The organism is Streptomyces sp. NPDC002671, from assembly GCF_053592475.1.
In genome coordinates this window covers 1-13,124 of the sequence record NZ_JBSFVU010000048.1, presented here as the reverse complement: position 1 = coordinate 13,124, position 13,124 = coordinate 1, and the positions used below count along the sequence as shown (strand labels likewise).

Annotated in this window: 5 protein-coding genes and 4 pseudogenes; 6 read left to right on the top strand and 3 right to left on the bottom strand. The window is 66.0% G+C overall.

The annotated features are described in order from the left end of the window. The first annotated feature begins 1,174 nt into the window (after nucleotides 1-1,174). The 4 genes and pseudogenes from ACWD35_RS39480 to ACWD35_RS39465 form a co-directional block, all read left to right on the top strand. Nucleotides 1,175-3,886, top strand: coding sequence for a LamG-like jellyroll fold domain-containing protein (locus ACWD35_RS39480; protein WP_451356199.1), 2,712 nt, complete (start codon nucleotides 1,175-1,177; stop codon nucleotides 3,884-3,886). Nucleotides 3,887-4,002: 116 nt separating this feature from the next. Next, a complete protein-coding gene (locus ACWD35_RS39475) occupies nucleotides 4,003-10,446 on the top strand; it encodes an RHS repeat-associated core domain-containing protein (RefSeq protein ID WP_451356187.1) in 6,444 nt (2,147 codons plus the stop codon). Nucleotides 10,447-10,585: 139 nt separating this feature from the next. Then, the gene (locus ACWD35_RS39470) at nucleotides 10,586-10,906 is read left to right on the top strand and encodes a hypothetical protein (protein ID WP_451356186.1); all 321 of its coding nucleotides are present in this window, start codon (nucleotides 10,586-10,588) and stop codon (nucleotides 10,904-10,906) included. 14 nt (nucleotides 10,907-10,920) lie between these two features. After that, nucleotides 10,921-11,016: pseudogene (locus ACWD35_RS39465) on the top strand (ATP-binding protein); the annotation flags it as partial. 190 nt (nucleotides 11,017-11,206) lie between these two features. Here ACWD35_RS39465 and ACWD35_RS39460 read toward each other — a convergent pair. Next, nucleotides 11,207-11,818 (bottom strand): hypothetical protein, encoded by a 612-nt coding sequence (locus tag ACWD35_RS39460; RefSeq protein ID WP_451356201.1) that lies wholly within the window; start codon nucleotides 11,816-11,818, stop codon nucleotides 11,207-11,209. A 273-nt stretch (nucleotides 11,819-12,091) separates the two neighbouring features. Further along, nucleotides 12,092-12,262: pseudogene (locus tag ACWD35_RS39455) on the bottom strand (transposase); the annotation flags it as partial. A gap of 125 nt (nucleotides 12,263-12,387) precedes the next feature. Between ACWD35_RS39455 and ACWD35_RS39450 the strand changes: the two are divergent. Next, nucleotides 12,388-12,726: pseudogene (locus ACWD35_RS39450) on the top strand (hypothetical protein); the annotation flags it as partial. 18 nt (nucleotides 12,727-12,744) lie between these two features. Then, nucleotides 12,745-12,903: pseudogene (locus ACWD35_RS39445) on the top strand (alcohol dehydrogenase catalytic domain-containing protein); the annotation flags it as partial. A 41-nt stretch (nucleotides 12,904-12,944) separates the two neighbouring features. Here the strand turns inward: ACWD35_RS39445 and ACWD35_RS39440 are convergent. Further along, on the bottom strand, nucleotides 12,945-13,124 hold a 180-nt coding region (locus ACWD35_RS39440; protein WP_451356185.1), incomplete at its 5' end, for a helix-hairpin-helix domain-containing protein.

Sequence of the window (13,124 nt, the reverse complement as noted above, 5' to 3'; positions counted from 1 at the left end):
GCGCTCTTCTCGTGAGATTCCTGTGAACTTCTTGCAATCCTGGGGTGGACCTGTGGAGTTGGGGCGGAGTAGGCGTCAACGCGCGTGGAGCAGACGCCTGTCGAGAGGTTTGGCTGTCACGGCGGTGACCGCGCTGGTAGGTGGCCTTCCGGTGTTCGCGTCTTCGGGTGTTTCGCCTGCGTCGGCGGTGCCTGCGTCGGCGGCCTCGTTGCAGACCACCGAGGTGACGGCGGCCGAGCAGGCAGCCGCATCCGGTGAGCCGGTAGAGGTGACGGCCGCACGCAGCGAGTACACGACGACGGTGGCGAATCCGGATGGCACGTTCACGCTGACGCAGTCGACACAGCCTCAGCGAGCCAAGGCCGAAGACGGGTCGTGGCGGGATGTGGATGCCACCCTGGAAAAGCGTGCGGACGGCACAGTCGGACCCAAGGCGGCTGTGGTCGATCTGGCGTTTTCCGGGGGCGGCAGTGGAGCGGACCTGATCCGTCTGGGCACGAAGGCCGGTCAGGAGCTCACGCTCGGCTGGCCCGCCTCGTTGCCTGCCCCGACTTTGGACGGAGCCACGGCCACTTATGCGGATGTGCCGGTCAAGGGTGTGGATCTGCAGCTGACCGCGACGGCCGAGGGCTATCACGAGGTGCTCGTCGTCAAGGACGCGCAGGCGGCGGCAAGTCCGGAGCTGGAGAAGGTGAAGCTCACTGCACGCGGTGACGGGCTGAACGTAGTGGCGGGTCAGGGCGGGGGAGTCCGGGCGGTCGACGAGGACGGCAACGCGGTCTTTCGCGGGCCCGCGGGCATGATGTGGGACTCCGCCGGCGACGCGACCACTGGCGTGCAAACCCAGCTGATGACCACCAGCGCTGCCGACGGGCCACAGCCGCAGGAAGAGCAGGGCGACCCGGTGCAGCCGGGTGAAGGCGATGCGAGCGCCGAGTTGCCCGTCAACGTCGGTGACGGCACCGTGTCCGTCAGCCCTGACCTGGATCTGCTGCGTGGTAAGGACACCGTCTATCCTGTCTACATCGACCCGTCGGTCGGTCTGGGTGTCTCGGAGTGGACGAAGCTGTCCTCGGACGGCGACAAGTTCTGGAAGTTCACCGAGCCCAAGGGTGTAGGCCGCTGCGGGATCGCCGACGGGTACGCGTGCAGCACTGGCGGCTACACCGACCGTATGTACTTTGAGTTCGGCCCGGGAGCTTTGGTCGGCAAGTACGTGCTGGACGCTACGTTCAGCGCGCACGAGACCTGGTCGTTCAACTGCAACCCGTACTGGGTGGATCTGGAGCGCACCGACAACATCTCCGAGGGCACCCGCTGGCCGGGTCCCAAGCAGCTGGATCAGATGGGCGACCGCTATGTGTCGGCCGGCCGCGGGAATCTGTGCTCCCCGGAGCAGCCCGATAAGTGGATCGAGTTCAACGACAACCCTGACGAGCCGGATGAGAACCTCACCAGCACGGTGCGGTCGTTTGCGGCGGGCAATTTCCCGCGGCTGACGCTGATGCTGCGGGCGAAGGACGAGAGTGAGCCGCGGGCGTGGAAGCGGTTCGACAACAATGCCGAGCTGAAGGTCAACTACATGTACAAGCCGGGCGTGCCGACGAAGGTCGGCGTGATCCCGGGTACAGGTACGACGACGGAGTGCAAGGCCTCCAGCGAGCCGACGACGGTGACCACACTCACCCCCAAGTTGCAGGCCAGTGTCCAGACCCAGGTCGAACTTCACCAGGGTGATGAAGAGGGTTCGCTGCAGGCCGAGTTCTGGATGGAACGCTCCAGCGACGACACCACCAAGGGGACCTGGTCGAAGGTGTGGACCGGCTACAAGCCGGACAGCGGCTGGCATCCGGACGGCACCGTGGAGAACATCGAGACATCGACCCGCGCCGACGGGGGCCTGTACCGCTTCCGTGCCCGGACGCAGTCGCATGGGGTCGGTACCGACGTCAACTTGTTCTCCCCGTATTCGTCCTGGTGCTATCTGCGCATTGACACTTCTGCGCCGAAGGCGCCCACGGTGATCGCCAACGGCCCGTACAAGGAGTGCGTAGCCAACGACTGCCCCGGATACGGCGCTCCGGGGACACCGGGCAGCTTCACGTTCACGCCGAACACCGCCGACAAGGACGTGCAGGCCTACCGCTGGCGCCTGCTGTCCAGCGACAGCACGGACACCGAGACCGTCGAACCCAAAACACTCAACGGCCCCGCTAACGTTCCCGACATCACGCCGGACCTTTCGGGCACTCAGACTTTGTCGGTGGAGGCCAGCGACCTGCACAATGGCCGGGTGCGCTGGGGCGAGCCTCAGCAGTTCACCTTCAAGGTCGGCCTCCCGCCTGGCCCCACCGGACGGTGGCGGTTCGATGATGCCGTCCCGGGCTCGGGGGAGACCGTGGCCAAGGACAGCGGCACCTCGGGCATCCGGCATGACGCGATCCTGCGCGATGCGTCGGCCGGCTGGTCCACGATGGCCCGGCGTGGCACGGGGGACCGGTCGCTGTGGCTGAACGACCGGACAGAAGGCTCGGACGGCTATGCCTCCACCGACGGCGTCGCCGTCAACACGGAGGACTCGTTCACCGTGTCGGCCTGGGTCTACCTGACCGACAACGCAACCAACCACGCGGTGCTGTCAGCCCCCGGCGACTACGGCTCGGCGTTCACCTTGTACTACTCGTCCTCATACAAAAAATGGGTGTTCAACCGCACCGCGAAGGACCCCGACCCGGCCAAGGGCGAAACACCCGTCTATATCCGCTCGCTGGCCGATGCGGAGAACCCGCCGCTGCGCGTATGGACCCATTTGACCGGAGTGTTCGACACCAAGAAGACGACGAGCACCAGCGATGACACGATCCAGCTGTTCGTCAACGGCCGCCCGCAGGGCAAGCCGGTGGTGCTCGCGGACGCTTCGTCGGCGTACACGCCGTGGGCTGCGGACCGGAATCTGATGTTCGGCCGGTCCAAGACGCTGCAGAACGGCACGGGCACCTACGGCGAGTACTTCACGGGGCGCGTCGACGAGGTCGCGGTCTGGCAGGAACCGCAGAAGGCCGGGCTGGTGCGGGCCGAGGACCGGCTGGAGCAGGACAGTGTTCCGGCCAACGAGCTCGTGGCGCACTGGGACCCGACGATCTCCTCGGGCACCCAGGTGCAGGAGAGCCCGGAGAACCCCGACAGCCCCTCCAGCGGATCGTTCCTGTATCAGCGAGGCCCGCTGGAGCTCTCCCCCGACGGGGCCTCCCTGTCGGGGGAGGACGCCACGTCGCTGGTGCTCAACGGCACCACCGGGTATGCGTCGGTGACCGGGCCGGTGGTCGACGAGACCGGGTCGTTCACCGTGTCGGCCCGGGTGCGCCTGAGCAAGGCACAGATGGATGCCCGCTCGGTCGGCTACCGCTCGACCATCGTCGCGCAAGCCACCCCGGCCGGGAAAGAATCGTCCTGGGCCCTATGGGTGGAGAAGATCTCGACTACCGACTACGTGTGGAAGTTCGGCCGGACCGCGGTCACCGCCGACGGCACCTCGGTCATCGACACGGCAATCGCACCCTCCCAGGAGCCGGTCGACGCCAAGGCCTGGGACACCTGGGTGGATGTCACCGGCGTGTTCAACGCCGACCAGGACTTCACCGACGACAACGGTGACCAGCAATTCGGCGTGGCCCAGCTGTATGTGGGCTCCATCCTGCAGGCCGGACAGGACGATGCCGGGCTCACCACACCGCAGCAGGGCAGCGGCACGCTGTCCGTGGGCCGCGGCAACTCGGGCGGTTTGTTGGGCCGTTACCTGCCCGGGGACCTGGCTGACATCAGGATCTGGGTGGGAGCGATGACGCGCGATCAGGTCCGCATGCAGGTCACCGAGTCCGACAACTGACCTGCTCACCTGGTCCGGCCGATGACTCATCCGGCCGGACCAGGCCCCTTCCTTTGTTCTTTCTGACTGACGTGAAGGCCGGCTGCGACGGCAGCCGGCCCTTGAGGAGACCTGTCATGCACTCGTCCGACCCCGGGTTGCCCCGGATCGGCAGCCCTCTGTCCGGCAGACGTACCTGGTTGCAGCGCGCCGCTGCTGTCCTGGGTTTGGCGCTGCTGCCCGGACTGCTCACCCCGGTCACGTTCGCGGCCGACAAGGACCCGTTGGGCAAGCCCAAGCTGCCCGCACCGCGCGCGGCGAAGGTGAGCGAGTTCACCGCCAAGGCCAACAGCAAGAACGACGCTGCCGTCGCCAAATTCGCGCGCGCGGACGCAGCCGCGGCCAAGCGCGCCCGCCACGACCAGGACCGCACCGTGACCTGGCCCAGCAGCGGCAGCGCCACCCTGACCCTGCCTGTCGGAAAGACCACTTCCGGCACGGCGAAAGCCGCACCGGGCGCGCTCCCGGTGACCCTGACCGCACCCCACAAGACCAAGTCCGTCAAAAAGCAGCCGACGGCAGCGAAGACGGTTAAGGTCACCGTCCTCGACCAGCAGGCCACCCGCCGCCTGGGCGTCAAGGGCGTCGTCTTCACCGTCGCCGGTCCCGTCACCGGCGGCGCCGCCCGACTCGGGATCGGCTACGGAAAGTTCGCTGCCGCCTACGGCGGCGACTGGGCCGGCCGCCTCCAAGTCCAGCAGCTGCCCGCCTGCGCCCTCGACAACCCGGCCAAGGCCACATGCCGCACCCGCAACACACTCGTCGCAAGCAACGACCGTGGCGCCCAGACGCTGACCACCCAGCTCAACCTCGCCGCCGCCCCCAAGGCGGCAACCGCCCAGCCGACGGTCCTCGCCCTGGCAGCCGGCACGCAGTCCGGCGGGGGTGACTACAAGGCCACTCCGCTGTCCGCATCCTCCACCTGGGAGTCCGGCGGCTCCTCGGGCAGCTTCACCTGGTCCTACCCGCTGCGCACCCCGCCCGCCGCGGCCGGCCCGCAGCCCGACCTGTCGATCTCCTATGACTCCGGAGCCGTCGACGGCGAAACGGCGAACTCCAACAACCAGGGCAGCCAGCTCGGCGAGGGCTTCGACCTCACCTCCTCCTACATCGAGCGCAAGTACGGCACCTGTGATGACGACGGCCAGGACGGCAAGTACGACCTGTGCTGGAAGTACGACAACGCCTCGCTCGTGCTCAACGGCAAGGCCACCGAACTGGTCAAGGACGACACCACCGGCACCTGGCGGCTGAAGAACGACGACGCCTCCACCGTCAAGCACCTCACCGGCGCCGACAACGGCGATGACAACGGCGAGTACTGGACAGTGACCACCGGCAACGGCACCACCTACACCTTCGGCCTCAACAAGCTGGAGGGCGCCGGCGCGACCGACCGCACCGAATCGGTGTGGACCGTGCCCGTCTTCGGAGACGACGACGGCGAGCCCGGATACGCGGACGGCACCAGCTTCTCGGGCCGGGACAAGCAGCAGGCCTGGCGCTGGAACCTCGATCTGGTCACCGACACCCACGACAACGCCGCCACCTACTGGTACACCGCCGAACACAACAACTACGACAAGCTCGGCGACGACACCACCGGCACCGACTACGTCCGCGGCGGCTACCTCAAGCAAATCCGCTACGGCCAGCGCGCCAGCTCCCTCTTCTCCGCCTCCCCGGCCTACACCGACAAGGTCACCTTCACCTACGCCGAACGCTGCATTGCCTCCGGCACCGGCTGCGACTCGCTGACCGATGCCACCCGCAACAACTGGCCCGACGTGCCGTTCGACGCGATCTGCAAGGACGGCGACAAGTGCACCGGCAACGTCGCACCCACCTTCTTCACCCGCAAGCGCCTGACCACCATCGCGACGCTTGCCTGGAACGCGGCCGTAACCACTCCGGCCTACTACTACGTCGACTCCTGGTCGCTCAAGCAGCTCTACCTCGACCCGGGCGACACCGGAGACTCCAGCGACCAGTCGCTGTGGCTCGATGAGATCCAGCACACAGGCAAGTACGGCGACGACCTCACCCTCGACCCGGTGAAGTTCACGCACATCTTCCAGCCCAACCGAGTCGACAGCCCCAGCGACGACATCCTCGCCTTCGAAAAACCCCGCCTGAACTCGATCACCTCCGAAGCCGGCGCGAAGACGGTCGTCACCTACGCCCCAGCCGACTGCACCTACGGGCAGACCATGCCCAAGGTCGACGAGAACACCAAGAACTGCTACCCGGTGTACTGGTCACCCAACGGCGAGAAGACCCCGATCCTCGACTGGTTCCAGAAGTACCCCGTCACCTCCGTCTCCACCACCGACACCTACGGCAAGTCCGAGGCCGTCCAGAACACCTACCAGTACGCCGACAACGACGGCGCCTGGCACTACAACGACGACCCCATCACGCCGGCCAAGGAACGCACATGGTCGACCTGGCGCGGCTACAGCAAGGTCACCCACCTCACCGGCGACCATGACAGCGACCAACTCAAGACGGTCACCATCTACCTGCGTGGCATGAACGGCGACCGCGTCCTCGGCTCCGACGGCAAGACCCCCGACCCGGACAAGCGCAAGACCGAGACTGTCACCGGCGTCAAGGCCGCGGGGATCACCGACTCCGAGCCGTACGCGGGATTCACCCGGGAAACCGTCACCTACAACGGCAACGTTGAAGTCGGCGGCCAGATCAACGACCCCTGGTCCAAGCAGACCGCCACCCAGCACAAGTCGTACGCCGACACCGAGGCGTACTACGTACGCACCGCAGCCACCCACACACGCACCCGCATCACCAGCGGCATCGCCCCCACCGACCGGGTACGCACGGTGGCGACCACCTACGACGACTACGGCATGCCGCAGTCCGTGGAGGACAGCGGCGACGAAAAGGTCGACGGAGACGAGACCTGCACGCGCGCCTGGTACGGACGTAACGACGCACTGGGCATCAACAAGCTGGTAACGCGCACCCGCGTCACCTCCAAGCCGTGCGCCATCACCGGCGACGCGCTCGACCTGCCCGCCGACGCGACCCGGCCCGGTGACATCATCTCCGACACCGCCGTGGCGTATGACCAGAAGACCTGGGCCTCCACTCAGGCCCCGACCAAGGGCGAAGTGCAGTGGACCGGCCGCGTCAAGGGCTACACCCCGGCCAACAACCCGATCTGGCAGAAGCTCACCACCACGGACTACGACACACTGGGCCGACCCACGGTCGTCAAAGACACCAACGACCTGACCACCGCGACCACCACCTACCAGCCCGCCACCACAGGCCCGCTGACCTCCACCACCGTGGCCAACGCCAAGGGCCACACCACCACCACAGCCATCGACCTGGCCACCGGCTCCCCCCTCAAGGCCACCGACCCCAACGGCAAGATCACCGAGAACGAGTACGACGCCCTCGGCCGTATCACCAAGGTCTGGCTGCCCAACCACCTCAAGTCCCTCTACGCCGCAACCCCGAGCTACACCTACAGCTACAAGATCACTTCCACCGCCCTGCCCTGGACCTCCACCAGTGCCCTCAACGGTGAAGGATCCGGCTACAACACCAGCTACGAGTTCTATGACTCCCTGCTGCGCACCCGCCAGACTCAGACTCCGACCCCGGTCGGCGGACGCATCGTAGGCATCACCCTCTACGACGACCGCGGCCTCGCCGTCAGCGCACAGGGCGACATCTGGGACAACACCTCCGCCCCGTCCAGCACCCCGGTGCAGACCGAGGGCAGCCCCCCGATCCAGACCGACACCACCTACGACGGCGCCGGCCGTGCCACCAAGACGGTCACCAAGAAATACGGCGTCACGCGCTGGACGACCACCAGCACGTACACCGGTGACAAGGTGTCCACAACCGCCCCGGCAGGCGGCCAGGCCACCGAAGTGATCACCAACGCACTCGGCCAGACGACCGAGCGCCGCGAATACGCAAGCCCCGCCCCGACCGGCGACTACACGGCTACCACCTTCGCTTACACCCCCGCCGGTCAGCAGAAGACGGTCACCGGCCCCGACCAGACCGCGTGGTCCTACACCTACGACCTCTTCGGCCGCCAGGTTACGGCGACCGACCCCGACAAGGGAAAGACCGCCACCGAGTACAACGAACTCGACCAGGTCACCAGCACCACTCCGAACGACGACGCCTCGAAGAAACTGCTGTACGAGTACGACGTCCTCGGCCGCAAGACCGGCATGTGGCAGGCCGACAAGACGGACGCCAACAAGCTCGCCGCCTGGACCTTCGACCAGCTCGCCAAGGGCCAGCCCGACGACGCCATCCGCTACGTCGGCGGTGCCACCGGCAAGGCCTACACCCAGTCCGTCACCGCCTACAACAGCCTCTACCAGCCGACCGGCAGCACGACCACGCTTCCGGACGACGACCCGCTGGTCACCGCCGGCGTACCCAAGTCGTTCAGCTACGCCACCGGTTACACCCTCGACGGCGCAGTAAGCCAGTACTACGCCCCGGCCGTCGGCGGCCTGGCCGCAGAAACCGTTGGCTACACCTACAACAACACCGGCCAGCAGCTCACCGCCGTCGGCACCACCGGCTACCTGCAGGATGCCACCTATTCACCCGAGGGCGACCTGACCCAGCTCAGCCTCGGCACGCAGAGCGGTGCCTCGGCGAAGAAGGCATACCTCAGCTACGAGTATGAGGCTGGCACTCGCCGCCTGCAGCGCTCCTACGTCAGCGACGACGTGCACGGCTACATGTCGCAGGAGCTGAAGTTCACCCAGGACGACGCCGGCAACGTCACCTCCATCTTCGACGCCGCCACCCAGGGCGGCACCGCCAAGACCGATTACCAGTGCTTCGCCTACGACGGCAACCGCCGCATGACCGAAGCCTGGACCCCGAAGACCGCGGACTGCGCGACCTCCGGCCGCACGGTGGCCAACCTCGACGGAGCAGCCCCGTACTGGACGTCGTACACCTACACCGACGCCGGCCAGCGCAAGACCGAGACACAGCACACCACGTCGGGCGACAAGGCAACGACGTACACCTACAACGACACCACCGACAACAAGCCGCACACGCTGGACAAAACAACCGGCGCCCGCATCGGCACCTACTCCTACGACGGCAGCGGCAACACCACATCCCGCCCCGGCCCGACGGCCCAGCAGACGCTGGCCTGGAACACCGAGGGCGAACTGTCCAAGCTGACCGAAAGCGCGAAGGAGACCAACTACCTCTACGACGCCAACGGCGACCTGCTCATCCGCCGCGCCAAGGGCGACGGCGAAACCGTCCTCTACCTGGGCGGCGGCACTGAACTCCACCTCACGGTCAAGGGCACCACGAAGACTCTGTCCGGCACGCGCTACTACACGGCGAACGGCCAGACGATCGCGGTCCGCACGGCGACGTCCGGGGTCTCCGGAACCAAGCTCAGCTTCCTGGCCGCCGACCACCACGGCACCTCCAGCCTCGCCCTCGATTCCGGCGCCTACGCGGTCACCAAGCGCTACAGCACCCCGTTCGGCGCCCCGCGAGGCACGCAGCCAGCGTCCTGGCCGGACGACAAGGCATTCCTGGGCAAGCCAGCCGACGACGCAACCGGCCTGACTCACATCGGCGCCCGTGAGTACGACCCCGTCATCGGCCAGTTCATTAGCGTCGATCCGCTGCTGATCCTGGACCAGCACCAGTCGCTCAACGGCTACGTCTACGCGAACAACACCCCGGTGACTGCCAGCGATCCGTCGGGTGAGGGCGCCTGCGGGCAGGACGGGATATGTGGCGGAACCAAGACCATCGAGCAGGTCGAAAAGAAGCACAAGGCGGCGAATCCGGAGCAATACGATGGAATCGATGACGTTACCGGACGGCCCATCAATGCGACGAATGGGTTCAGCTATTACGACGACACATCGTCGGAACCCTGGATCTGGTGCGGGGATGGGTGTAAGCCTGTTCATCCGATAAAGGGATGGGACGCGCCGCAGCGGAAATCTTCTAATTTCCTCGCGTCTCTGGTTAAGGGAGAGCTTGGAAAAGCATTCAGTGAGCTGGAAGATGAGCTGAAGCAGCCTTGCCCTCCAGGCGTTTCCTGCGCAATTATGCCCATCGCTGAGGGTCCGTTTGGTCGCGGAGGGGCTGAGGCCGATGCCAGTGGTTCAGGTATCAGCGGCGGACGGGCTGCTCAATTGCATGGTGACGCCTATGAAGAATTCCTCCAAGGGGAGCTTGGTGGCGGTGGAGGATTCTCTGAAATGGGCCGGCAGTTCGATGGTGCCTATATAGATTCGGCCACCGGGAAGGGTACGTGGTATGAGGCTAAGTCCGGAAGGTTCTTCGAAGATACCTTGAAGGACCCCAAGAGGTTGAGTAAATTTTACTCAACCGAAGGGCAGAAAGCTGGGATTGCCGCCGACCGTGGAGTAGGTTACAAGGTGATCTCCGAGAATCCCATCCCGCCTCAGATCACCAAATGGCTAGACAAGAAGGGGATTCCCTGGGAGGTAATCTCGCGATGAATGAGTCCAGGAAAGAAAGTACACCGTAGTGAGTAGGTCTGTTGATATCGACTTCACGTTTGCGAAGTCGATTGACGTTGGTGCGATTCTACAGCTCCTGCTGCAGGCAGGGATGCGACCTTCGTGTGACGGTGAGGTGTTGTATCTCATCGACGAGGAAGGGATGTTCGATTGGCGGAAAGGGGAATCCCCTCAACTAGGGGACATCCTCTCGCGGGTAAGGCATTCGCAGTGGCAGGATCGCACGGTGGGGATCACTCTTTATTTTCCGGATTCTGACAGTGGAGGTGACTTCCTGTTTCATCCGGGGCGAGAGGTGGTCTCGTGCGTCATCGGCATCAATCCGAAATTCATGCCAGGATCCCTCAGATTCTGCGATATCGGCTGGTACCTCTCCAGGCTGATCCCTGTGTTCGAACCGTCGGGATTGGTTGAAATTGAGACGAGAGATACTATGTAGCTTCAGCCCCAGGTGAATGGGGTCAGGTCTTCGGCGACGAGGTGTTGGCCGCCGCGAGCCTCGACCGGCTTCCCCACCGCGTGATCTCGATCAACGGTCCACGGGTCAGGGATTTGAGGTTCGGTATGTCGATGCCGCAGGGCAGCTTCGCCGTAGGTGCCGCCACCCAGGCCGTCACCAAGCGCTACACCACCCCCTCCGCGAAGGCGGCGCCTGCAGATGGCTCTCGGTGTCAGGGCTGTCCGCGCGGGTGTCCTTGGACAGTGTCCGGACAGTGTCCAAGGACACTGTCCGCGCTGGTCAGCTTGCCCCCGGCTTCGTCGGGGGCAGGGGAGAAGGACAAGATCCCGCCCGTGTCCGGACGGTCAGTCCTCGGCTGTCGGGACAGCGTCCTGATGGCTGGTGTCCGCCTGCTGCAGGGCGGCGTCGAGGGTTCACCGTCTCCAGCAGCCTCTCCCGGGCCCCGTCCGGCAGCATCTTCGGATGCCGACGGTGCGGGCCCTTCGGCGCGAGCGGGTTCGTTGACAGCGCGTTCTTCACGTGCCCGAGGAACGTGCGGCGACGGTCCACCCGCGACGGCAGCCGGGACCGATCGAGCTTCTTGCCGAGTTCGTCGTTGATACCGAGGGAGGACTGGTGCAGGTAGAAGCCCTTCAGACAGGCCGCCGCAGTCGACAGCGCGGCGCGTCCGTAGGGGCGCTTGCCCACCCGCCACGGCTCGCCAAGCGGCATGCGGACCTCGGCGCCGACGATGCCCATGTACCGTTCCAGGTCCCGCAGTTGGACCGTGTCGAACGCCAGGCATTCGTGCTCCAGCCAGCGCAGGTGATCCACCAGCAGGTATGCGTATGTCCTCTGCGTGCCCGAGCCGTCATGTTGGCGATGGTGCCCTCGGGCCAGACGATCGTCCACGACCGTCGCCCGTCCTTCCGCTCGATCTGCTGGACCCTCAAGTCCCCGACAACCACGTGCCGTACCACTCGTCCTCCGTACCGACTCCGGAACATGACAGACGTCCCGGTCTCGGTCGGTAAACGAGCCCATGACGCCCACGTCACACGCCCAGACAGACATCACGGGCGGTACTACCCGCGGTCGGTAAAGTCCAGCAGCACCAGGCGCACACCGGCGGCGGTGCAGGTGTGGCAGACCGCGCTGGTGATCTGGGCCTGGGTCATGCGGGCGCCCGCTGCGGCCGGTGCCCGGCCGGGAACCCTCGCGCCAGGACACCGGCCTGGCCGCCTGCCGGCCCGCCTCCATCACCAGCTCCTTCACCGTCTTGGGCTTGTCGGGGTACTTCGCCGCCGGCGGGCGTCCGGTGCCCTGGTAGGGCGGGGTGATCGGCCGCGCATGCGCCGAACGATTCCAAGACAACAGCGAGAAGATCCTGAACGCATCGCACACCATCATCCTCGCCTCGACGTCCACGGCGTACCGCTCGTCGAGCGCCGCGGCCTCCGCGGTACGCCCTTGACCTCAACAGGTTCAGGCAGGTGGTGGCGAGAGCGAAGGAGGTGCGGACTGATGGCGACCTGCCGTCGGCGGCAACGCTGCTGTCCGAGGCTCTGGGGATGTGGAACCGGGCGGTCGGACCGAGTGAGAGGACAAAGATCTACTGTGAAGGCGTGCGGAGTGCCCAGGTCGACACCGCTGCCTGCTTTGGGTTTCCGGCCCGTACCTCCTGGTCGGTCGGACTGAGTGAGAGGACAAAGATCTATTGTGAAGGCGTGCGGAGTGTCCGGGGCCGAGAAGAAAGTCGCCCTGCTGGAGTTGCCCGAACCGTCATCTCCCGGGCCCGGTCAGATCCTGGTGGCGGTTGAGGCGGCCGGGGTCGGCCCGTGGGACCAACTGCTAAACGGCGCTGGCTGGGACGTGGGGCTGCGCCCCCCGGCGGCGCTGGGAGTGGAGGCGCGGGCAAGGTGCTGGCCGTCGGCGCGGGTGTCACCGGGTTTGCCGTAGGCGACCGGGTGCTCGCACACGAGGCCCCGCTGCCCGGGGGAAGCGGCTTCTGGGCCGAACGCGTTCTGATCAACGCGGATCATGCGGCAGCCTGCCCACCCGGGTTGGACGCCGTGCACGCGGCGGCCTTCTTCAGCGGCACGACGGCGTCGATGGCCGCTTCATGAGCGGCGGTCAGGCCCTTGCGGGTGTGGCCGAGGGAGTCGAAGGCGCCGGCCTTGATGAGTGATTCGACGGCCCGCTTGTTGAGCGCGGGCAA

What these genes read in the sequence shown, in the direction of transcription:
- ACWD35_RS39480 (WP_451356199.1), top strand. Translation starts at nt 1,175, where the DNA reads ATGTACTTTGAGTTCGGCCCGGGAGCTTTGGTCGGCAAGTACGTGCTG.
- ACWD35_RS39475 (WP_451356187.1), top strand. Translation starts at nt 4,003, where the DNA reads ATGCACTCGTCCGACCCCGGGTTGCCCCGGATCGGCAGCCCTCTGTCC.